The following is a 20,108-nucleotide window of genomic DNA, read 5'->3' as shown; positions in this document are numbered from 1 at the left end:
TTCCGGAATTGCTCCAGGCACTCACGCGCGGAGCACTGCTATTGCGCATGGAGCGCCGTGTCGAACCTGCCCGACACCTTCACGCATTTGCTCGTATCCGCTTCGGAAAACGGCCCGTCCTTGCGGCAGATGGATGTGTCGAAACTCCCTGTCACACGCGCTTCGCCATCAAGGCTGAGACTGTCGAGCGTGATGCCGGCATGCCCCGCATTTTCGTCACTGATATAGAAGGGGCTGTCCATCCCTTCCGGCCACCAGCTGATGCTGCCGGTGATCATCTGCGCCGTGGCGTCCGTTCCCAGCGCCGTAAAGTCGATCACCAGCATGTTGTTGAGGCGTGACTCTGCTTGCGGGTCCATTGCCTGAACCGAGACAGTCACGGAGGGGCCAACAGGCACGAAGGTCGCCATGGCCGAGCCTTCGGAGGGGAACGCCAGTGTCTCGCCCGTATATCCGGTTCCATCGATCGTTGCCGTCACGCTGCCGATCCTTTCGCCTTCCAGCGCCATGGCGGGGAATGTAACGAGCGAACCTGCCAGCAAGAGAAGGCGCAGAGTGGGCTTCATGTAAGTGCTCCTGGGTTGTTCAGGGAAAGGTGAGGGGACCGGAATCACGGGAAATCCCAGTCCTTGTGGCTGATGCGGAAAATGCGCGGTGTACCGTCCGGCTGATCGGGATCAATACGCAGGGCGTATTCGGTGCGCTGCGCCCGCCCGAAATTCACACAGTCCACAATGACGGTGATCATGCCGCGATACATGGGCTGCGTGGGATGGCGACGCGGCTCTTCGCATGCGCCGTCGAAATCCTGAGCGCCATAAATGGGGTCGGCCCCCGCAGCGCCGGATATGAAGCGCTGCACGATGGCTTTCTGGAAGAACCGCCCGGCCCCCGTGCGCGTGTAAAGCTCGGTTCGAATACCCTGATCCTCAAGCGAACGCAGTTCGTACAGCGCGCGCACCAGCCCTTCCGATCTGGCGATCAGGTCGCCGCCAGGCTCCACGGAAACGCGTTTGGCCGGCTTTTGTGGTTTTGCTGGCTGTCCAAAATCAGGCCGCAGATAGTTCGCATTGACCCAGCCCGCCCGGATCAGAGCGCGATCCTGCATCAGGCACCAGCGCGGCGGCAACGCCCGGCGCTGCGCTTCGCTCATGCGCTGAAAATGTGCCGGCGGGATGTATGGAACGCATGTGACCTGTTTCAGGCCGCCTTCATTGCTGCGGAAACGCTCAATCACCGGATAGCGTGTGCCCGGGCCCATACGTGCGTTGAGCGCGTCATTTCTGGAGACGCCAACCACCCGCCAGCTATCCGGCCCATGCCCGTCGATTTCAGCCGAAGCCGGGGCCGACATTGCTGTCAGCGCAAACAGAAACCCCGCGATCAGTTTTCTCATTCCATCGTGCCTTTGCTTCGTTTTCGCCCGCCAGCGCGCTTCGGCCGGGCAGGGCGAAAGAAGCGGCGATAAAGACAAAAGGAAATAGTGCAGATGCACTACGGTCTTGCGCCCGGGGCTTTCGGTGTGTCCGGAGCGGTGAACTGGCCAAAGGTCGCCAGGTGCAGTTGCACCAGCTCTGTCCGGCTGGCGACGTGCAGTTTTTCAAAAATGTTGGCGATGTGGTTGCGCACCGTGGAAGGGGCGATGGCCAGCTCCGTCGCGATTTCCCGAAAAGTCAGCCCGGTCACGTAGGAACGCACGATCTCCATTTCGCGAGGGGTCAGGCGCGCAAATGCGCCAAGTGGTGTGAGCCGCACGAGAAAATGCGCACCCCGGCGCTCGGCGCTGGCAAGAAGCGCCGTGCCCTGCCAGGCGCCGGTCTGCACAAGCCCCTCCCACATCCCATGCGGCAAACGGTTGGAAAGCGCCCCTTCCTCGCGCGCCAGCTCCGAAAACCGGTCGAGGCCCACCAGAATCCAGCCGCCCCGATCCACAAGGCCGATGGCTTCGCTCTCGCGGCCGTGACGCATGAGCGAGGATTGCCGGTTGATGCGAAGCGCTGCCGAGAGATGCGGCACGATCACGTTCTTCATCATCCGGGAGGCGTCGCAGAAGACGTTTGTTCTGGCTTCGGAACAGAGGCCCACAAAGCTGACATAGCCATCCAGAGGCTCGGCCGAGATCGTCGCCATCATCTGCCGCGCTCCAAAGCGCCGCCAGTGATCATTATAGGCGATGCTGTCCCGATAATTCCGGATATCGTCGAAACGGGCGGCTTTTCCCAATTGCCCCAGCGTGATGTCGCAGAAGGCATCCTGATCGGCCACCTGAGACCAATCATAGAGTATCTCGGGCGACTGCTCATAGGTAACCAGATCCGTCACGTCGCGGCTTTCAGCCGCTCCGCCGCCCCAGACCGCAAAATCGAAATCGATCAGCTTTGTGAGCCGCTCCAGCGTACGAAGCCGAAATGCCTCGGGATGGCAGTCGGCCGCGTCCGAATAGAGTTCGAGCAGGAAATCGGAAGTGGAGGCAAGCCGGTCGTTCATACCAGTGAAGCGTGGTTTTCAGCGAGTGAAATGAATGAAGTGAATCTGCATTTTCCTTACGTAAGGGCAATAGAAAATTACAGATTCAAGAAATTTGTCAATCAACCACAATTCATGGAAATTAATCAGGCGGGAAATGCCAATAAAAACCAAACAAATGGCTCCATTCATAAGCGAATGTCTCATTTGAGCGATGGTTTCTGATTATTATTGGATTCTGAGCTTGAAAACCAAATTTTTATAATTAAATCAAAACCATGCTTATGAATCTGAAAAACGCGACGATCAGGTGCGCCCGGGAAACTCATGTTTCTCCCGGGGCGGTGTGTCGTTGAGATAAGCATAAGTTCTCTTCCGTCCCGGGTGCCAGCCAGAGCATCGATCCAAAAAGTGGAAGCCGGTTTTCGGTTTCCTCCGATGCTCCATCGAAACTCTGGACCGTCTTTGGTGCGTCCGAATGGATGCACGGCGATCCAAGTGCCTGGAAGAGATCACAAATGTCGAGAAAAATTCAGCCTCTGGTTTGCGCGCATTGCGGAAGCCTGTCTCCGCGCGCCGCTTCGCGGTGCCTTCACTGCCTGAGCCCCATTCGCCCGGACGATCAGCCGGTCAAACTGCCTGCGCGCCCGCGCGAGCGCCCCGGTCGCGGCTTCCGCCATGTCGACCTGGAGGTGAGCCTGATATGAGTGCGATCCGCAAAACCTTCCTGCGCATACTCTGGCCGCTGCTTTGCACCGGGCTCGCCATTGCCGCCTATATGCTGCACCAGCCGGTCATGGAGTGGCTGGAACTGGGCATCCCGCCCAAACCCATTCGCGTGCTGACAGGCGCTGTCGCCTATTTTTCGGCGGCGTGGCTGGGCGGGCGTCTTGTCGCCATGGCGCTGGAGCGGGCCGGGCGAAAGCGCCGTCAGGTGCCAAAGCTTCTGCCGGAGCTGATCTCGGCTGCCCTGTTCCTGGCCGCGACGCTGGCGACGGTGATGCTGGTGATCGGACAGAGCTGGAGCGGCGCGCTGGCCGGTTCCGGGCTTATCATCGCAATTCTGGGCTTCGCGCTGCGCAGCACGCTGGCGGATGTCTTCGCCGGCATCGCGGTGGGCATCGAAGCGCCATATCGCATAGGCGACTGGGTTTCCATCGACGACCAGACGCGCGGGCGGGTGATCGAGATCGGCTGGCGCACCACGCGCCTGTTCACCCGCAACGACACCTATGTGATCCTGCCCAACAGCCAGATCGCACGGCAGAAGCTCACCAACTACAGCGCTCCGAACCGGAAATACCGGACGCAGGTGGAAGTGGTGCTGTCTCACGCCTTTGCCGTCAGCGATGCGCGCAAGCTTCTGGCCGAGGCCGCCAGCCGTTCACCGATCATCGTTCAGACGCCGGCGCCGGACGTTCGGGTCGCGTCATATGATCCGGAAGGCATTCGCTATAATGTGCGGTTCTGGGTGCCCAGCTTCGCCGATGACATCGACTGCCGGGATGCGATCTTCGCCGAGATCGATGCGGCCCTGCGCAATTCAGGCCTGCCGCTGCCCGTGCCGGGGATACGCATTCTAAATGGTGGAGCGGAGGCGACCTCCACTCCACGCAAGGTCATGGAGCACTAAAGGGAAAGCCGGGCTTGGAGCGTTTCCGCTTTTCGTTGAATTGCGAAAACGCCCTACTCATTGTTTTTAACGCAATTCCGGTCGGAAAACCGGTTCCCACTTTTCCTGGAATTGCTCTAGGCCGACAGATCTTCCAGCTTGGCGTCCGGGGCGTTGTTCTTCACGGACTGGATGCCGTTCTCGCGCGCGCTTTCGCTGCTGTAGGATTCGCTCGTGCCGATCACCTGGCCATTGGAGGCCTTCAGGTTGAACATGGGCTTGCCCGAAGAAGTATCCTTGCGCTCGTAGCGCTCGTCCTTGGGAGAATTGGTGCGAACGGACTCGATGCCGTTCTCCGCGCTCGACTTCTGCTTGTAGCCTTCACTGGCCAGAATGATCTCGCCATTGCCGGCTTTCAGGCGAAACCTGAATTCACCCGCCTTGTCCTTGTAGAGTTCGAACTTTCCCGCCATTGCGGATGCCCTCCTGATGATGATGCGTCGTCACGTCTGGATCCGTGAATCCATATGCGCAAGATGCTTTGTTATGCCGGGTCTGTCACCCCGGGCGGTGTGGATTTCACAACTAGAGAGCACTCTTGCCCAGCACGCGGACCTCTTCGATCCAGCTTTTGCGCTTTTCTTCACTCGCTTCTTCCACTGCGCCGAACAGGGTTTCGCGCACAGGCGAAAAACCGACGAATTTCAGCACGTGGCGGCGAAGGCTGCGCAGGCTGTGCGAGAAGAACCAGAGCCGGTAGATCAGCGCCGGCATGCCCATGGTGACGATAACCCGCGCCGACTTGCCCTTGAGCAGCGTTTCGGGAAACCCCTTCTCCTTGTAGGCAAAGGCAACGCCCGGACGCAGGAGCTGTTCGAGAAAGCCCTTCAGGAGCGCCGGCATGGTGCCGAGCCACAGCGGGTAGATGAACACCACATGTTCGGCGGCGGTCACGGCCTCCTGCGCCGGCTTCAGCGCGTCTGGCAGGGCTCCGTGCAGAAAATCCTGCTGTGACTTCAAAAGCGGGAAGTCCAGCGCCGCCAGATCGATGATGTCGACCACATGCCCGGCCCCCTGCGCCCCTTCCGCATAGGCGGCAGCGAAGGCGCGGCAGAGCCGGTCGGGGCTGGGGTCGGGATGCCCCAGCACGATGGCGATGCGCCGGGTCATCGGGCCGCTAAAGCCGTTCGACCAGCTTTACCTGAAAGGTGTGCATCTGGCCTTCACGGGAGATGGAAACATATTCGCCCTGCCGGAAGCGTTCCTCCCCGAGGCGGAAGCCGATCTCGTCATCGCGCTCGCCTTCCTCATAGTCGAAATACCACTGGCCGCCGGGCTTGCGGCGCAACCGCCCGATCTTGTCCTGCGCGTCCGGTTCAAAACGGCGCACGCGGCACTGCATCTGGTGCTTCTTCCACTCCACGGGGTCGAGGCGGCCCTCCGTGTCCAGCGGTACGAGCAGATCGTAGCCCTCGTCATGCTCACCCATCGGGTGCCCTTTTTCGCGGGCGAGTTCGAGCCGGACATGGCGAAATTTCGGAGAGAGGTCAGAAACTGTGGTCATGCTGGATCCTTTCGTTCTTCACCACCCTAGAAAGCCGATTCTGAAGGCGCTTTGACAAAGATCAAGTCATTGTTTGCCGCTGTTCCTTGACCCGCATCAAAGTTTGCTATGCTAAAGCTGATAGTTCTTGAATCAATTATGATCCGAAAGGCTGGAAATGCAGAACTTCACGCTCCGCACGGGCGTCTTCGCGGCGCTCTTCGCAGCAGCCTGCGCTCAGGCGATGGCAGACGAAGCTGATGAACTCGTGGCCTATGGCCGGGAGCTGATCGAGACGAACTGCTCCAGTTGCCATGCCGTCGGCGCGACCGATGAGAGCACGCATCCGGAGGCGCCGCCCTTCCGCGAGCTCTCGCAGCGCTATCCGCTGGAGGCGCTGGAAGAGGCGTTTGCAGAAGGCATTGTCGTGGGCCATCCCGACATGCCGGTCTTCATCGCCGAGCCTGACCAGATCGACGCGATCCTGACTTACCTCGCCACGCTCCAGTAGCGCTTTTTCAGAAGGAGAAGAACCATGGCCGATAAACCGAAATGCATTCTTGTCGGCCTTGAGGCCAGCGAGGGGTTCACCTCCACGCCGGCGCTCGATTATGCGGTGGCGCTTGCCGCCCATCATGGTTCCTGTCTCACGGTATGCGCACTGCCGCCATCCATCTACCTGCCGATCTCGCGCACCGGCGGCGGCCTGGCCAGCATCGTCAAGAAAGAGCTGGACGCACTGGAAGCCACGACGCGCGAAACCGCGAAGGCTGCGGCGCGGCTTGCCGCAGGGGCCGGCGTGGAATGCGTGACCGAGCAGTCGCTTTCGCGGCTTGAGCCACGCAGCGCACGCCTTGCGCGCCTCGCAAGGGTCAACGATCTGTGCGTGCTCGACGCGCCGGGCGAAGGCTCGGATATGAAAAGCGATGTGGTCGAGGATGTGCTGTTCGACAGCGGCCGGCCTGCGCTTCTGGTGCCGCAGGCGGGTGGCAATCCAGCGCCGAAGCGTGTTGCGGTTGCCTGGGACGGCAGCGCCCGTGCGGCGCGTGCGGTGGACGATGCGCTGTCCTTCCTGCAGGAAGCAGAGCAGGTGTTCATCGTTTCGGTGACCGGAGAGAAGGATCTCTCGCGCATGGCGCCGGGGGCCGACCTTGCCGCCTATCTCGTCCGCCACGGGGTCAATGACCCGCAGATTGAAACACTCACCGCCATTGATGGCGATGTCACGGCGCGGCTGAATGCGTTTCTCTCGGCAGAGCAGGTGGAGCTGATGGTGATGGGCGCTTTCGTTCATTCCCGCTTCCGCGAGGCTGTCCTCGGCGGTGTCACCCGCACCATGCTCCAAAGCGCGCCCGCACCGCTTCTGTTAGCGCACTAAAGAAATTCCAGGAAAAGCGGGAACCGGTTTTCCGTCCGGAATTTCGTAAAAACAATGCGTCAGGGAGAGGGGAGAAGCGCCTTCCCCCTGCCGGGCACTTGTGCGCCCGCATGAGGGGGAAGGCGAGGGCTTTCTCCGCGATCAGGTGCGCAGCACGCGGTAGATCGCGGGGATAACCAGCACGGTCAGCAACGTCGAAGACGCCAGACCGAACAGGAGCGAGATCGCCAGACCCTGAAAGATCGGGTCCGCAAGGATAACCGCCGCACCGATCATCGCCGCAAAGGCGGTGAGCAGGATCGGCTTGAAGCGGATCGCGCCAGCTTCGATCAGCACCTCGGTCAGCGGCCGCTCGGGCGACGCCGCATGGCGGATGAAGTCCACCAGCAGGATCGAGTTGCGGACGATGATGCCGGCAAGCGCGATGAAACCGATCATCGACGTGGCCGAGAAGGGCGCGCCAAACAGCCAGTGGCCGCCGAGAATGCCGATGAAGGTCAGCGGGATCGGCGTCAGGATTACCAGCGGCACCTTGAACGAGCCGAACTGCGCGACCACCAGAATGTAGATGCCGAGCAGGGCAACCATGAAGGCAGCACCCATGTCACGGAAGGTGACCCAGGTCACTTCCCACTCGCCATCCCACAGAAGCGTGGGGGTGCTTTCGTCCGAAGGCTGGCCGTTCAGGCTGATGGCCGGCTTTTCGAGCCCCGTCCAGTCCTGCGCATCCAGCGCCTCCTGCACGGCCATCATGCCATAAAGCGGAGCCTCGAAATCGCCGGCCAGTTCCGCCGTCACCATCTCGGCCGCACGGCCATTGTGGCGGAACACCGGATAGGAGGCGCGCTCCTCGGAAATCTGAACGACATCGCCCAGTTCCACCACGCCGCGGCTGCCCGGCAGCACATTGGCGGGGATCGGCGTCGTCAGGAAATCCTCGTCCAGCGTCTTCTCGCCTCTGGGCCGCTCAACACGGATCGGGATCGGCTGACGGCCTTCGCCGCGATGCGAATAGCCAACGGTCTGGCCGCCATTGAGGATGGCCAGCGTGTCGAACACGTCGCTTTCCTCGACACGGTAGAATTCCGCATCGTCGGTCGAGACCGTGGCGCGCAGACGCCGGGCAGGATCGCCGAAGGAGTTGTCCACGTCCACCACGAAGGGAACGGAGCGGAACGCAGCCTCTACCCGCTCCGCCACCTGGCGGCGCGTTTCGGCGTCGGGACCATAAATCTCGGCCAGCAGCGTCGCCATGACCGGCGGGCCGGGCGGCGGCTCAACGACCTTCAGGCTCGTGCCCTCGGGCACCGGCAGTGTGGCAAGACGCTCGCGAATGTCGAGCGCGATGTCATGGCTGGCGCGGTCGCGCTCGCCCTTGCCGGTCAGGTTCAGCGCCACGTCGCCCTGTTCAGGGGCTGCACGCAGGAAGTAGTGACGCACCAGCCCGTTGAAGTTGAACGGAGCGGCCGAGCCCGCATGGGTCTGCACCGAGCGAACCTCGGGCAGTTCGAGCACGTTTCGCGCAACCGCCTGGGCGACCGCATCCGTGGCTTCCACGGAGGAGCCCTCGGGCAGGTCGATCAACACGGCCAGTTCCGACTTGTTGTCGAACGGCAGCAGCTTCACGGTCACGTCCTTGGTGTAGAACAGACCGAGCGAGCCAAGCGTCACGAGACCGACGGCGATGAGGAAGAACCAGCTCCGCCCCTTGGTCTTAAGGATCGGCCGGGCAGCCCAGCTATAGATGCGCCCGAGCGAACCGCCCTGGTGATGACCGTCACCGCCATGCGCAGCGATCGGGGCCTTGCCGGCGGTCTTCATCATCAGCCACGGCGTGACCATGACGGCGACGAAGAAGGAGAAGATCATCGCAGCCGAGGCGTTGGCCGGGATCGGGCTCATATAGGGCCCCATCATGCCGGACACGAACAGCATCGGCAGAAGGGCGGCCACCACGGTCAACGTGGCGACGATGGTCGGGTTGCCCACTTCCGCCACGGCCTCGATGGCCGCACGGCGGCGGTCGCGCCCGTCACCCATGCCCCAGTGGCGTGCGATATTCTCGATCACCACGATGGCATCATCCACCAGAATGCCAATGGAGAAGATCAGCGCAAACAGCGAGACGCGGTTCAGCGTGTATCCCATCACGCGGGCGGCAAACAGGGTGAGCAGGATGGTGACCGGAATGACGATGGCCACCACGATCGCTTCCCGCCAGCCAATGGCAACCCACACGAGCGCGATGATCGAAATCGTCGCAAGAGCCAGGTGGAACAGCAGCTCATTGGCCTTTTCATTGGCCGTTTCGCCATAGTCGCGGGTGATCTCCACCGAGACACTGTCGGGAATGACATTGCCTTCGAGCAGCTCCACACGCTCCAGAATCTGATGCGCAACGGTCACAGCGTTTGCACCGGCGCGCTTGGCGACTGCCAGCGTGACGGACGGAACGCGTTCGATTGCGCCATCCTCGCTGCGGGTCACGGTCGAGACCAGCGCTTCGCTGGCGTCCGTCGTGAAGCTCACATCGGCCACATCACGCACATAGACGGGGCGTCCGTCACGCGCGGTCAGCAGCAGATTACCGATTTCGGCCGGCGTGCGCAGCGTTTCGCCCGCAACAACGGTGATCTGCTCACCCGCATCGCGCACCTGCCCGACGGGGAAGGCGCGGTTTGCGCCCGACACCTTGCCGGCCAGCTGCTGCAGCGTGATCCCGTTGAGCGCCAGGCGGCGCGGATCGGGCGCGATGCGGATCACCTCGCCGGTTTCGCCAACCAGATAGGTCAGACCGACATCCTCGATCTTGGCGATCTCGGTGCGCAGCTCGCGGGCGATCCGGGTCAGATCAGTCGCCGTGGTGCTGTCGGCGGCCTCGGGCTTCGGAGACAGGGTGAGCGAGACGATGGCGACATCATCGATCCCGCGTCCAACGATCAGCGGTTCGGGAATGCCGACGGGAATGCGGTCCATATTGGCCCGCACCTTGTCGTGCACGCGCAGCACTGCGGCGTCGGACGAGGTGCCGACAACGAAACGCACAGTGACCATGGTGCGGTCGTCGCCGGTCTGCGAATAAACGTGCTCGACACCGTCAATGCCCTTGACGATAGTTTCCAGTGGCTCGGTCACGAGCTTGACGGCGTCTTCCGCCTTCAGCCCGTTGGCCTGGACGTGGATGTCCACCATGGGAACGGAGATCTGGGGCTCTTCCTCGCGCGGCAGGGTGGCGAGCGCCACGAGACCGAAGGCGAAAGCCGCGATCAGGAAGAGGGGTGTGAGGGGCGAATTGATGAAGGTGCGCGTCAGCACACCGGCAATACCCAGCTTTTCTGGTGCTTGGTTCATGGCGCGATGACCGTGTCTCCGGCCGCGAGGCCGCTCAGGATTTCAACAAAGTCGCCATCGTCGCGGGTAACGGTTTCGCCCGGAACCACCGTGCGTTCGATGGTTGCCCCGCCTGCTTCAACGGTGACGAAATCGATGCCCGAGCGCGTGGTGACGGCAGCGGTGGGAACGAGGAGCGCTTCGCGCTCGCCCACCGGCACACGCACGAGCACACGCGCATCGACAAAGGCAGTGTCGAGGCTTTCCACCTCCACATCGGCGATGACGCGGCCATTCTCGATCTGCGGATAGATCTTGGCGAGACGGCCTTCCACTTCCTGCCCCTGGCTGGTGATGTGAATGGCTGCATCTTCTTCGAGCGCAGCTGCGTGCCGTTCGGGGATTGCAAGACGCAGGAAGAACCCACCGCCGCCAATCGTGGCGATCGGTTCACCGGGCAGAACCACGGCGCCCCTTGTGACGGGAACCGTAAGGATCCGGCCATCGAGTGGCGCAAAGATTGCGCCCTCGGCACCCTGCTGTTCGATCACCGAACGCTGTGCTTCGGTGGCGGCGATCTGGTTGCGGATCACGTCCACCTGCGTGCGCAGCTGGTCGAGCCGCTGGGTGGTAACAACGCCGCGTTCCACCAGTGTCTGGCCGCGGGCGAGTTCAGATTCAGCCGTTTCCATCTGCGCCTCCAGCGCGCGCAGCTGCGCGTCGAGAGCGGCGATCTGGAATGCGATCTTGTCGTCACGGATCGTGCCGATCTGCTGCCCCGAAGTGACATTGTCGCCCTCGCTGACATTCAGTTCGACAACGATGCCACCGATGCGCGCACGCGCCGGCACCGTATCCCGGGCTTCCACGCGGCCATAGACCGGCTTCCACTCGGTTATCGCAGTTGGCGTCAGGGTGATGTTTTCGGCGAGTGCCGGGCCTGCTGAAAGAAACCCGGCGAGAAGAAGTATGGCGCGCATCGGAGCCTCACTGTGGTGATTAAAACGCGGTGCCGGACTTCACGCCCAGCTTGCGGAACAGGAACGCTGCCGGGCAGAAGCCCGTGAAAGCCGACTGTAGCATGTTCAGGCCGATAAAGACCGTGAACCAGATGAACAGCGGCGAGACCCACATGGTCAGAACCACGGAGAGAAGTATCATGATGCCAGCAAAGGCGAGAACTGCGCGATCGAGTGTCATGGCTATGCCTCCTTGAATATTATGATGTCTTCATATATTAATATACGAGTGAAATGCAAGACCCGATGATTTGAACTTTCCCGCAACGATATGGATCGGATTGTGCAGCAGCCCGCGAGAGCGCTTGACATGACTGCCCGCGCACCCGACATCTGAGATGCTCATAAATTCATGTATTCAGATGAACGAAAACGACATCGCCGCCTTTGAAAGCAAGGCGCGGCAAGCCTCGGACCTCCTCAAGGCCATGGCCAACCAGAACCGGCTCATGATCCTTTGCCACCTGCTCGATGGCGAAGCGAGCGTGAATGCGCTGGCGGAAGCGGTTGGCATGTCCCAGTCGGCCTTATCCCAGCAGCTCGGCAAGTTACGGGCGCTGGGGCTGGTGGAGACGCGGCGAGACGGCCAGCAAATCTATTACAGCCTTGCCGCACAGGAAGTGGAGCAGGTGCTCCAGACTCTCTACGGAATCTATTGCGCGTCCGGCAAGGGCTGAGTCTGCATATCCCTTGCAAGGGCCCGCTCGCGGAAAACGATGTAGAGCCCCGCGCCAATGGTGATGGCGATGCCGAGAGCGGCGAGCCCGTTGGGCAGGTCGCGGAAGATCAGCCAGCCGATCACGGTGGCGAAGGGGATCTCCAGATACTGGATCGGCGCCACGGTGGCCGATGGCGCAAAGCGCAGCGACCAGGTCATGAGCAGGTGCCCGAACGTTCCGAAAAAGCCCGATGCGATCAGGAGCAGCGTCTCCCGCAGGTCTGGCTGCACCATGCGCAGCTGCGGCAGGTCGAAGCCGAGATTTATGAACGCGACCGCCGCAAAACCGATGACGGCGTAAATGCCGCTCACCACCTGAAGCGCAATCGGGTCGGCCACGCGCGAGATCTTCCGCGTTACCAGCATGTAGCCTGAAAAGGCAAAGGCGACGACCAGCGGCAGCAATGCCGGCGCGCCCACGGTCACGAGGTTCGGCTGCACGACCAGAAGCGTGCCGATGAAGCCGACCGTGCAGGCTGCAAGACGCCTTGGGCCAATCGCTTCGCCAAGAAAGAACTTTCCGAAAGCGAGCATGATGAACGGCATGACGAAGGCGATTGCCACGGCGTCGGCCAACGGCAGATACCGCAGCGACATGAACATCGCGCCGATGCCGGTGATGTGCAGCGCCGTGCGCAGCACTGTCAGCCGCATCACATATGCGGGCAGTGCGAGCCGTATGCCGCTCCACCAGACGATAGGCAGAAGAAAGACCACCTGCGCGGCGAAACGCACGACCAGAAGCTCGAACAGCGGAATGGTCTCGCCCAACAGTTTCGCAATCGAGTCGCCCAGAGGGGCGACCGCGCAGAAACCGATCATCAGGAGGATGCCGACTAGCGGCCGGTCGTTTGTCATCGCGCGAGATTATGGAGGGGTTCTGACCCGCGCAATGTCACATGAGGCCGAAACGGTACGGCCAGCGACCTATTTCGCCGCTGGCCGAAAAATGCCCGATCAGGCCGCTTTTGCCTGCGGGCCGCTGTCCGGCTGATAGGTGCGGCCGAAGCGGTTTGCCAAAAAGTCTTCCAGCGCGATGTCTTCCTGCTGCACGAAGCCTTTTGCGGGAAGTTTGCCATTGGCGAGCAGGTCAAGCACGGTGCAGATGCCGGCTGCGGTCGTCTTCTGGATGGCGCTGCGCGCATGCGGCCCTGCCGGATCGGCGAACACGGAGTTGGCGTAGCTCTCCTGCACCAGACGGCCATTCTTCAGGCCCGTGATCGTCACGAAGATCACCACCACGTCCTGCATGGTGGTCGGCAGTGCGTGCTCGAAGATCTCCTTCAACAGATCGCGGCGCTCGATCAGGCGCAGATCGTTCAGCAGCATCTTCATGATCGAGGCATGGCCGGGATAGCGGATCGTGCGGTAGTTGAGATTGCGCACACGTCCCTTGAGCGACTCGCAGATGGAGCCCAGGCCACCGGAGGTATTGAACGCTTCGTAGCGCACGCCATCGAGCGAGAACTCTTCCAGCCCTTCAAGCGGCGCGACTTCCTTCATTTCGCCATCGACAATGGCCTCGCAGGATTCGCAATACTCGTTGATCACGCCTTCCGGCGACCAGGTGAGATTGTAGTTGAGCGCATTGGCCGGAAACTGCGGCAGCGCGCCGACGCGCATCCGAACATCGTGCAGCTCGTCAAAGCGCTTGGCGAGCGAATTGGCGGCGATGGTGATGAAGCCCGGCGCGAGACCGCACTGGGGAATGAAGGCCGTGTCGGCGGTCGCCGCGATCTCCTTCACGCGACGCGTGCTTTTCACATCCTCGGTAAGGTCGAGGTAATGCACACCGGCTTCGGCTGCGGCCTCGGCAATGGGAACGGTCAGATTGTAGGGCGCGGCGTTGAGCAGGGCGAACTTGCCCTTCAGAACGGCAGCCAGCGCCTTCGTGTCGGAAAGGTCGACCTCGACACCCGCAATCTGCGGGTGCTCGGGCAGGGCCGCGAGCTGTTCGGCCGAACGGTCGGCAACGGTGACCGAATAATCGCCCGAGGCGACCAGCATGTCAGCAATGGCAGCGCCGATGCGCCCGGCTCCGGTGACGACGATTTCCTTCATTCCGTTCCCTTTCGATTCTGTAGAATGTGCACCAAGTGTCACCCCGATCTGCGTTGAATCGAAGAGATAAATCGGGTAATTTGACTTATCATTTTAAACATATTGACGATAAGATTGGACAATATGACGGTATCGCAAGCGGATCGTGCGGTGATCGCTCTCCTGCGGGAGAATGCCCGCATGTCGGTGTCGGAAATCGCACGACGGCTCGGGGTCTCGCGCTCCACCGCGCAAAGCCGGCTCGAGCGGCTGGAGCGCAGCGGCACAATCGCCGGCTATGCGGTGCGGCTCTCAGGCGAATATGACGCCGCGCAGATCCGCGCGCATCTTCTGGTAACGGTTTCGCCAAAGCTCTCCGGCGATGTCATCGCAGCCATGGAGAAGATGCCGGCCGTGCGCGCGGTCCATTCCGTCAGCGGCTCGTTCGACATGATCATCGTCGTCGAAGCGCCCTCGGTGGCCGAGCTTGATGCGGTGATCGACACGATTGGCGCACTGAAGGGCGTCGACCGGACAATGAGCTCCATCATCCTGTCGACGCGGATCGATCGTTAGATCGCTGGGCTAGAGCAATTCCGGAAAAAGTAGGCCCCGGTTTTTCGTCCGGAATTGCTCTAATCCGCCGCCATCCGCGCAGCGCTGCGGCGGCGGGCAATCTCATAGGCGATGGCTCCAAGCACCGTGATCGCGATCATGATCAACGCCAGCGCATTCACGGCGGGCGTCAGGCCCGTGCGCACCTTGGTGGCGATGTAGACCGTCAGCGGCGTATCGAAACCGCGCACGAACAGCGTCGTGTTGTAGTTCTCGATGGATTGCAGGATCGCCAGGAAACCGGCTGCGATGAGCGCGGGTTTCAGGAAGGGCAGGAGCACGCGGCGGAACACCATGAATTTCGATGCGCCGAGGCCAAGGGCCGCTTCTTCCTGTGTCGGGTCGAAGCGCTGGAGCCGCGCCGTGATCATCAGCATGACATAGCAGATGATGAAGCTCGCCTGCGCCACCACGATCAGAAACACGCCGCCGCCGACGCCGAGCTGCCGCCACAGAACCAGTGTGGCGATGCCGATGACCACGCCGGGCGTGAGCAGCGGCGACACCATGACCGCATACATGAAGCTGCGGGCGCGCGCATGCAGGCTCGTTAGAACAAGCGCTGCCGCCGTGCCGATGGGCAGAACGGTGATCACAACGAAGAAGGCGACGATGAAGGAGGTCCACAGCGACTGCCACATGCCGCTGTCGCTCCACAGCGCATCGAACCATTGAAGCGTCGTGCCGCGCCACGGCGTCACGGTCGGGAAGCGGCTGGTGTTGAATGTGGCGATGCCCATGATCGCAAGCGGTGCGAACAGGTAGAGAAAGAACGCCACCATATAGAAGCCGAACATGGCCCGGGCGATGCGGTCGGCGGCACTCATGCGCGAACCTCCGGCGCTGTCCAGAGAGGCTGGCGCTGCCCCTCACCTGCCTGCCGGCATACTCTCCCCGTAAACGGGGCGAGGAAAGGCTGCGGATATCTCGGCGCATTTCCTTCTCCCCGTGCGCCGGGAGAAGGTGCCCGAAGGGCGGATGAGGGGCAGCGCCTGCATGGACGAATGAACGCCAGACTCATTTCGCCACCTCCGTCAGGCTCACGCGGGCGATGCGCAGCGTGATCAGCACCACTGCCAGGCACAGCACCAGAAGAACCAGCGCATAGGCGGCGCCCCGGTTCCAGTCACCGCCTTCGAAGAACCAGTTGTAGATGATCTCGGTGAACCAGCGGCTGCCGGGCGCGCCGAGAAGGGCTGGCGCGACATAGCTGCCGGCGGCGAGCATGAAGGTGAAGACACAGCCCGTGGCGATGCCCGCCTTGGCATGCGGGATGACCACCCGCCAATGAATGCGCCAGGTGGATGCGCCAAGATCGCGCGCTGCCTCGATCTGCGACTTGTCGAGAGACTCAATCGCGTTGTAGATCGGAAACAGCATGAACAGGATGTAGGCGTAGGTCATGCCGGCCAGCACGCCGCCATCGCCATACCAGCGCACCGGTTCATCAATGATGCCGAGCGACAGAAGAAAGGCGTTCAGCGGACCGCGAAACGCAAGCAGGATATACCAGGCAAGCGTACGCAACACCTCGTTGATCCAGAACGGAATGGTCAGCGCGAGAAGCACAATGGCCGTCTGGTTCACCGTCGCGTTCTGGGCAAGCCAGAAAGCCATCGGATAACACACCAGAAAGGTGATGAAAGCGACAAGCGCGCTCGCCCACACGGTCTTGAAGAAGATCGCGCGGTGAACGCCCTCATTCGCGAGGTAGAGAATGTTGTCGAGCGAATAGACATCATTCGGCCCGCCGAGCTGCGATGGCGGCAGGTTGGGCCGCAGCGCGTAGTCGATCATCATCACATTGGGCGCGAGCACCATGCCGGCGAGCCACGCGCCGACCAGCGCCAGAAACAGCGTGCCAAGCCCCCCGCCAAAACGTCTGTAGAGGTCAGACATCGGGCAGCACCACGGCGTTTGCGCTCTCAAAGCCGAAACCGGATTTCTCGCCAATGGCAGGTGCGGCTGCGAGTTCCGTGCTGGCGATGGAGGCAACCAGCGGCATGCCGTCCCCGGCCATGCCGTGCGCGAGCGCAAAAGCGCCCTCGAAATCGATACGCTCGATGGTGGCGGCCAACCGGTTGGTTCCACCGTTCGGCTTCAGCGCCTCGGGGCGCACATAAAGCTTCGCTGTCGCACCCGCTGAAAGCCCGTCGCCCGCGCGGCCGCTCAGCGTGCCATGGGCGCTCTCCACCGTGGCGATGCCGTTCTCGATGCCTTTCACCGTGCAGGGCAGGGCGTTGGTCTCGCCAACGAAGGTGGCGACGAAAGGCGTGGCCGGATTGTCGTACAGTTCGCGCGGTGCGCCCACCTGCTGCACCACGCCGGCGCTCATCACCGCAACGCGGTCCGACATGGCGAGCGCCTCGGACTGATCATGCGTGATGTAGATGAAGGTAACGCCGGTGCGTTTCTGCAGCGCGCGCAGCTCGGCGCGCATGTGCTGGCGCAACTTGAGATCAAGCGCGGAAAGCGGCTCGTCGAGAAGCAGCACCTGCGGCTCGACCGCGAGCGCGCGCGCAATGGCCACGCGCTGGCGCTGTCCGCCGGAAAGCTCGCCCGGCATGCGGTCGCCATAGCCTTCAAGCGCGATCAGTTTCAGAAGCTCGTCGGCCTTTTTGCGCCGCTCGGCCTTTGCGATGCCACGCGCCTCCAGCCCGAAGGCGATGTTTTCCCAGACTGGCATCAGCGGGAAGAGCGCGAGCGACTGGAAGATCATCGCGGTGGGGCGCTGATTGGGCCCCAGCGGGGTCATGTCCCTGTCGCCGATCAGAACGCGGCCTTCGGTCGGCTTCAAAAAGCCGGCGATCACCCGCAAAAGAGTGGTCTTGCCACAGCCGGAGGGGCCGAGAATGGAGAAAAACTCTCCGCCTTCGACCGTGAAGGAGACGTCGTCGACGGCACGGGTCGCCCCGAAAGTAACGCCGACATGATCGAGCTCTACGGAATGTGACATGGTCCCCCGGTTCTGGTGCGCGCGGTATTATGGTCCGCGTTCTTTTGAATATGTCGGCGCTCGCCCCTCCGCTTCGTCCTTCTCCCCGTACGCGGGGAGAAGGTGCCGGCAGGCGGATGAGGGGCGAACGCCATCGTCCGTTGTTTATCGTGCCTCAGGCCGAGAGGAAACGGTCCTGATATTCGTTGCGCTTGGCGACGAACCAGCTTTCCTGGATCGGCCACCACCACAGCTTGTCCAGCGCGTCGCCGGGATAAGCGGCGGCGAAGAAGGCCTTGGCCTCGTCCGTCGTCTTGTCGGCAGCGCCAACGGCGGTGGAGTTGATCGAGGTTGCATTGGTGTACATGGCGCCGGCTTCCGGCGTCAGGAACCAGTTGATGAAGGCATAGGCCTGCTCAAGGTTTTCCGCACCCTTCGGGATTGCAACGCCTTCCATCCACGCCAGCGCGCCTTCCTTCGGCGCGATGAAGCCGACGGGAAGACCTTCCTTGCCGAGAGCCGCTGCAGTGGAATCCCACGTCTGGCCGATGGTGCAGCCATTGATGCGGAATGCGCCCTGCGCTTCGTTCTCGTTGGACCAGAACTGCGCGATGTTGGCCTTGCGGGCAATCGCTTCCTCAAGAATCACGTCATAGATCTTGACCATGTTCTCTTCGGACTTGAAGGCGTCCGCCATCGGCATGGGCAGCTTGCCTTCGGCTTCGAGCCAGAGGCCGAGACCAACAAGACCCGAATGGCCGCGCACGGTGGCCTTGCCCTTCATTTCCGGCTTCCAGATGTCGCCATAGGAGGCGGTGCCGTATTCGAGCGGAGCCTGGTCCTTGTCGAAGGAAACTGCTTCCGTGCCCCAGTCGGTGGGCACCTGATAGCGCTTGCCGTCGATGACCGCGCCGAGATTTTCAGAATTCTTCCAGGCGCTCGGCAGGCAATTGTCGACGTTGACCTTGCTTTCGTCGATCGGCTGCACCAGCTCGAACTCGACATAGTTGGGCACGCGGTCGACCGTCGGCCAGATGATGTCGAACCCGCCGCCATTGTTGGCGCGAAGCTGGTTCAGCAGTTCGTCATTGGTGCCGTAGGGGGTGTAATTGGCCTTGATGCCCGTCGCCTTTTCGAAAGCGCCGATCATGTCGTCGTTGAGGTAACCGGCCCAGGCGAAGATGTTGACCGCGCCGGAAGAGCCCTGCGCATAGCTGCGCGAGATGAGCGGCGCCGCCAGCGACAGTCCTGCCACAGCGCCCGCGCCCTTGATGAAGTTGCGTCGTTTGATCAAAGTCATGAAAGCACTCCCATTGTTTCTGCGTTGATATCGCAGCGGTTATTCCCGCCATGTTACAGCGCGATGACCGGTCGGCAACAAAAATCAGTCTAACGGACCGTCAATGTTGATGATCCTGCGTGGACATCAGTGTTTAGCGCACAAATTATCCTCTCTGGCCCATTTGTTCCACGCGAAAAGGCTGCTTGTATGCAAACGTTTGTAGCGGGCTGCTGTCCGACAGTGAGGGGAGAACTTTGCATGCGACTTCAGGGGAAGCGGATTCTGGTATCGGCAGCAGCTCAGGGCATCGGCCGGGCAAGCGCGCTGGCCTGCGCAGCAGAGGGGGCGTCGGTCGTGGCCGTCGATATCAACGAGGAAGGGCTTGCCTCTCTTGCCGCTGAAAACGCGTCCATCGAAACGCACCGGCTGGATGTACGCGACCGCAGCGCAATCGATGCGCTCGCCGGCAGGGTCGGCCAGCTCGATGGCCTCTTCAATTGCGCCGGCTTCGTCCATCACGGCAGCATTCTCGATGTCTCCGAGGACGACTGGGCGTTCAGCATGGATCTCAATGTGACCTCCATGGTTCGCATGACGCAGGCGTTTCTCCCCGGCATGCTGGATCGGGCCGAAGAGGCGGGCAGCGTGTCCGTTCTCAACATGGCGTCGATGGCGTCATCCATCAAAGGCTTCGTCAACCGCGCGGTCTACGGCGCCACGAAGGCGGCGGTGATCGGCCTCACAAAGTCCGTTGCGGCCGATTTCGTAAAGCAGGGCGTGCGCTGCAATGCGCTCTGCCCCGGCACGGTCGACACGCCGTCGCTGCGCGGTCGCATCGCCGCCGCACCGGATCCCGTTCAGGCCGAGAAGGATTTTATCGCGCGTCAGCCCATGGGGCGGCTTGCGACGGTCGACGACATCACACCGCTGGTCGTGTTGCTCCTGTCGGACGAAAGCCGCTTCGTCAGCGGTCAGGCCGTTCTCGTGGATGGCGGCGTGACCATCTGATTTCAGGGCGGGTGGTTGATCCTCTCCGCCCTTGTTTGGTGATATCGAATTTCTGCAAAAACCGGGTCGCGCCAAAGTGTGCGCCCCGGCATTTTCCGACCCGGTGTCCATCTTCCGGAGAACGCTGCATTGCCGGCTGGAGCCATGCAACTCCGGGAAACG

21 protein-coding genes are annotated in these 20,108 nt (G+C 61.8%); 6 read left to right on the top strand and 15 right to left on the bottom strand.

Annotated features, from left to right (window positions below):
- Positions 1-38: 38 nt before the first annotated feature.
- The 3 genes from AC4PTT_RS22300 to AC4PTT_RS22290 all read right to left on the bottom strand — a co-directional run bounded on the left by AC4PTT_RS22300 (position 39) and on the right by AC4PTT_RS22290 (position 2,487).
- On the bottom strand, positions 39-566 hold the full coding sequence (locus AC4PTT_RS22300) for a hypothetical protein (protein ID WP_475080090.1): 528 nt from the start codon (positions 564-566) through the stop codon (positions 39-41).
- Positions 567-610: 44 nt separating this feature from the next.
- Complete coding sequence (locus AC4PTT_RS22295; RefSeq protein ID WP_162742445.1) at positions 611-1,396, bottom strand: SH3 domain-containing protein; 786 nt, start codon at positions 1,394-1,396, stop codon at positions 611-613.
- Positions 1,397-1,494: 98 nt separating this feature from the next.
- Positions 1,495-2,487: a helix-turn-helix transcriptional regulator gene (locus AC4PTT_RS22290; RefSeq protein WP_492162762.1), complete on the bottom strand. Its 993-nt coding sequence runs from the start codon at positions 2,485-2,487 to the stop codon at positions 1,495-1,497.
- 682 nt (positions 2,488-3,169) lie between these two features.
- Between AC4PTT_RS22290 and AC4PTT_RS22285 the strand changes: the two genes are divergently transcribed.
- Positions 3,170-4,099, top strand: a complete 930-nt coding sequence (locus AC4PTT_RS22285) for a mechanosensitive ion channel family protein (protein ID WP_206546407.1) — start codon at positions 3,170-3,172, stop codon at positions 4,097-4,099.
- A 116-nt stretch (positions 4,100-4,215) separates the two neighbouring features.
- Here the strand turns inward: AC4PTT_RS22285 and AC4PTT_RS22280 are convergent, their stop codons facing one another.
- The 3 genes from AC4PTT_RS22280 to AC4PTT_RS22270 all read right to left on the bottom strand — a co-directional run bounded on the left by AC4PTT_RS22280 (position 4,216) and on the right by AC4PTT_RS22270 (position 5,642).
- Positions 4,216-4,551, bottom strand: a complete 336-nt coding sequence (locus AC4PTT_RS22280; RefSeq protein ID WP_206548986.1) for a YegP family protein — start codon at positions 4,549-4,551, stop codon at positions 4,216-4,218.
- A 112-nt stretch (positions 4,552-4,663) separates the two neighbouring features.
- Entirely contained in the window at positions 4,664-5,248 is a 585-nt protein-coding gene (locus AC4PTT_RS22275; RefSeq protein WP_420507533.1) for an NAD(P)H-dependent oxidoreductase, read from the bottom strand.
- 7 nt (positions 5,249-5,255) lie between these two features.
- Entirely contained in the window at positions 5,256-5,642 is a 387-nt protein-coding gene (locus AC4PTT_RS22270) for a hypothetical protein (protein ID WP_206546410.1), read from the bottom strand.
- A 157-nt stretch (positions 5,643-5,799) separates the two neighbouring features.
- Between AC4PTT_RS22270 and AC4PTT_RS22265 the strand changes: the two genes are divergently transcribed.
- Positions 5,800-6,132: a c-type cytochrome gene (locus tag AC4PTT_RS22265; RefSeq protein WP_113156989.1), complete on the top strand. Its 333-nt coding sequence runs from the start codon at positions 5,800-5,802 to the stop codon at positions 6,130-6,132.
- 24 nt (positions 6,133-6,156) lie between these two features.
- Positions 6,157-6,999, top strand: a complete 843-nt coding sequence (locus AC4PTT_RS22260) for a universal stress protein (RefSeq protein ID WP_206546411.1) — start codon at positions 6,157-6,159, stop codon at positions 6,997-6,999.
- Between the two features lie 141 nt (positions 7,000-7,140).
- Here AC4PTT_RS22260 and AC4PTT_RS22255 read toward each other — a convergent pair whose 3' ends face one another.
- The 3 genes from AC4PTT_RS22255 to AC4PTT_RS22245 are packed head-to-tail and all read right to left on the bottom strand — an operon-like array spanning position 7,141 to position 11,529.
- The gene (locus tag AC4PTT_RS22255; protein WP_492162761.1) at positions 7,141-10,350 is read right to left on the bottom strand and encodes an efflux RND transporter permease subunit; all 3,210 of its coding nucleotides are present in this window, start codon (positions 10,348-10,350) and stop codon (positions 7,141-7,143) included.
- Entirely contained in the window at positions 10,347-11,309 is a 963-nt protein-coding gene (locus AC4PTT_RS22250; protein ID WP_492162760.1) for an efflux RND transporter periplasmic adaptor subunit, read from the bottom strand. Before AC4PTT_RS22250 ends, AC4PTT_RS22255 begins: the two co-directional genes overlap by 4 nt.
- A gap of 19 nt (positions 11,310-11,328) precedes the next feature.
- Positions 11,329-11,529, bottom strand: a complete 201-nt coding sequence (locus tag AC4PTT_RS22245) for a YgaP family membrane protein (protein ID WP_113156993.1) — start codon at positions 11,527-11,529, stop codon at positions 11,329-11,331.
- Positions 11,530-11,710: 181 nt separating this feature from the next.
- Here AC4PTT_RS22245 and AC4PTT_RS22240 point away from each other — a divergent pair, with 181 nt between their 5' ends.
- Entirely contained in the window at positions 11,711-12,025 is a 315-nt protein-coding gene (locus tag AC4PTT_RS22240) for an ArsR/SmtB family transcription factor (RefSeq protein ID WP_113156994.1), read from the top strand.
- On the opposite strand, the gene AC4PTT_RS22235 is transcribed toward AC4PTT_RS22240, so the two are convergent.
- Both AC4PTT_RS22235 and AC4PTT_RS22230 read right to left on the bottom strand, forming a co-directional pair.
- The gene (locus AC4PTT_RS22235) at positions 12,001-12,924 is read right to left on the bottom strand and encodes a DMT family transporter (protein ID WP_492162759.1); all 924 of its coding nucleotides are present in this window, start codon (positions 12,922-12,924) and stop codon (positions 12,001-12,003) included. The two genes, AC4PTT_RS22240 and AC4PTT_RS22235, sit on opposite strands and share 25 nt — an antisense overlap.
- A 99-nt stretch (positions 12,925-13,023) precedes the next feature.
- A complete protein-coding gene (locus AC4PTT_RS22230; protein ID WP_113156996.1) occupies positions 13,024-14,127 on the bottom strand; it encodes a saccharopine dehydrogenase family protein in 1,104 nt (367 codons plus the stop codon).
- A 123-nt stretch (positions 14,128-14,250) separates the two neighbouring features.
- Between AC4PTT_RS22230 and AC4PTT_RS22225 the strand changes: the two genes are divergently transcribed.
- Positions 14,251-14,682, top strand: a complete 432-nt coding sequence (locus tag AC4PTT_RS22225; RefSeq protein WP_113156997.1) for an Lrp/AsnC family transcriptional regulator — start codon at positions 14,251-14,253, stop codon at positions 14,680-14,682.
- A gap of 59 nt (positions 14,683-14,741) precedes the next feature.
- Here the strand turns inward: AC4PTT_RS22225 and AC4PTT_RS22220 are convergent, their stop codons facing one another.
- The 4 genes from AC4PTT_RS22220 to AC4PTT_RS22205 form a co-directional block, all read right to left on the bottom strand.
- A complete protein-coding gene (locus tag AC4PTT_RS22220; RefSeq protein WP_113156998.1) occupies positions 14,742-15,548 on the bottom strand; it encodes an ABC transporter permease in 807 nt (268 codons plus the stop codon).
- Between the two features lie 190 nt (positions 15,549-15,738).
- On the bottom strand, positions 15,739-16,620 hold the full coding sequence (locus AC4PTT_RS22215) for an ABC transporter permease (protein ID WP_113156999.1): 882 nt from the start codon (positions 16,618-16,620) through the stop codon (positions 15,739-15,741).
- Positions 16,613-17,677 carry an ABC transporter ATP-binding protein gene (locus AC4PTT_RS22210; protein WP_113157000.1) on the bottom strand — a complete coding sequence of 355 codons (1,065 nt, stop codon included), beginning with the start codon at positions 17,675-17,677 and terminating at the stop codon, positions 16,613-16,615. Before AC4PTT_RS22210 ends, AC4PTT_RS22215 begins: the two co-directional genes overlap by 8 nt.
- 154 nt (positions 17,678-17,831) lie before the next feature.
- Positions 17,832-18,956: an extracellular solute-binding protein gene (locus AC4PTT_RS22205; RefSeq protein ID WP_113157001.1), complete on the bottom strand. Its 1,125-nt coding sequence runs from the start codon at positions 18,954-18,956 to the stop codon at positions 17,832-17,834.
- A gap of 240 nt (positions 18,957-19,196) precedes the next feature.
- Here AC4PTT_RS22205 and AC4PTT_RS22200 point away from each other — a divergent pair, with 240 nt between their 5' ends.
- Positions 19,197-19,946, top strand: a complete 750-nt coding sequence (locus AC4PTT_RS22200) for an SDR family oxidoreductase (protein WP_492162758.1) — start codon at positions 19,197-19,199, stop codon at positions 19,944-19,946.
- Positions 19,947-20,108 lie beyond the last annotated feature (162 nt).

It is taken from the genome of Nitratireductor sp. WH36-1 (assembly GCF_058725515.1).
The sequence above is the reverse complement of the archived record's forward strand: the minus strand, read 5'-3'. Positions and strand labels throughout refer to the sequence as shown.

Bases quoted from the DNA above. Each gene is read 5' to 3' on its own strand.
- AC4PTT_RS22300 (WP_475080090.1), bottom strand. From the start codon at position 566: ATGAAGCCCACTCTGCGCCTTCTCTTGCTGGCAGGTTCGCTCGTTACA.
- AC4PTT_RS22295 (WP_162742445.1), bottom strand. From the start codon at position 1,396: ATGAGAAAACTGATCGCGGGGTTTCTGTTTGCGCTGACAGCAATGTCG.
- AC4PTT_RS22290 (WP_492162762.1), bottom strand. From the start codon at position 2,487: ATGAACGACCGGCTTGCCTCCACTTCCGATTTCCTGCTCGAACTCTAT.
- AC4PTT_RS22285 (WP_206546407.1), top strand. From the start codon at position 3,170: ATGAGTGCGATCCGCAAAACCTTCCTGCGCATACTCTGGCCGCTGCTT.
- AC4PTT_RS22280 (WP_206548986.1), bottom strand. From the start codon at position 4,551: ATGGCGGGAAAGTTCGAACTCTACAAGGACAAGGCGGGTGAATTCAGG.
- AC4PTT_RS22275 (WP_420507533.1), bottom strand. From the start codon at position 5,248: ATGACCCGGCGCATCGCCATCGTGCTGGGGCATCCCGACCCCAGCCCC.
- AC4PTT_RS22270 (WP_206546410.1), bottom strand. From the start codon at position 5,642: ATGACCACAGTTTCTGACCTCTCTCCGAAATTTCGCCATGTCCGGCTC.
- AC4PTT_RS22265 (WP_113156989.1), top strand. From the start codon at position 5,800: ATGCAGAACTTCACGCTCCGCACGGGCGTCTTCGCGGCGCTCTTCGCA.
- AC4PTT_RS22260 (WP_206546411.1), top strand. From the start codon at position 6,157: ATGGCCGATAAACCGAAATGCATTCTTGTCGGCCTTGAGGCCAGCGAG.
- AC4PTT_RS22255 (WP_492162761.1), bottom strand. From the start codon at position 10,350: ATGAACCAAGCACCAGAAAAGCTGGGTATTGCCGGTGTGCTGACGCGC.
- AC4PTT_RS22250 (WP_492162760.1), bottom strand. From the start codon at position 11,309: ATGCGCGCCATACTTCTTCTCGCCGGGTTTCTTTCAGCAGGCCCGGCA.
- AC4PTT_RS22245 (WP_113156993.1), bottom strand. From the start codon at position 11,529: ATGACACTCGATCGCGCAGTTCTCGCCTTTGCTGGCATCATGATACTT.
- AC4PTT_RS22240 (WP_113156994.1), top strand. From the start codon at position 11,711: ATGAACGAAAACGACATCGCCGCCTTTGAAAGCAAGGCGCGGCAAGCC.
- AC4PTT_RS22235 (WP_492162759.1), bottom strand. From the start codon at position 12,924: ATGACAAACGACCGGCCGCTAGTCGGCATCCTCCTGATGATCGGTTTC.
- AC4PTT_RS22230 (WP_113156996.1), bottom strand. From the start codon at position 14,127: ATGAAGGAAATCGTCGTCACCGGAGCCGGGCGCATCGGCGCTGCCATT.
- AC4PTT_RS22225 (WP_113156997.1), top strand. From the start codon at position 14,251: ATGACGGTATCGCAAGCGGATCGTGCGGTGATCGCTCTCCTGCGGGAG.
- AC4PTT_RS22220 (WP_113156998.1), bottom strand. From the start codon at position 15,548: ATGAGTGCCGCCGACCGCATCGCCCGGGCCATGTTCGGCTTCTATATG.
- AC4PTT_RS22215 (WP_113156999.1), bottom strand. From the start codon at position 16,620: ATGTCTGACCTCTACAGACGTTTTGGCGGGGGGCTTGGCACGCTGTTT.
- AC4PTT_RS22210 (WP_113157000.1), bottom strand. From the start codon at position 17,677: ATGTCACATTCCGTAGAGCTCGATCATGTCGGCGTTACTTTCGGGGCG.
- AC4PTT_RS22205 (WP_113157001.1), bottom strand. From the start codon at position 18,956: ATGACTTTGATCAAACGACGCAACTTCATCAAGGGCGCGGGCGCTGTG.
- AC4PTT_RS22200 (WP_492162758.1), top strand. From the start codon at position 19,197: ATGCGACTTCAGGGGAAGCGGATTCTGGTATCGGCAGCAGCTCAGGGC.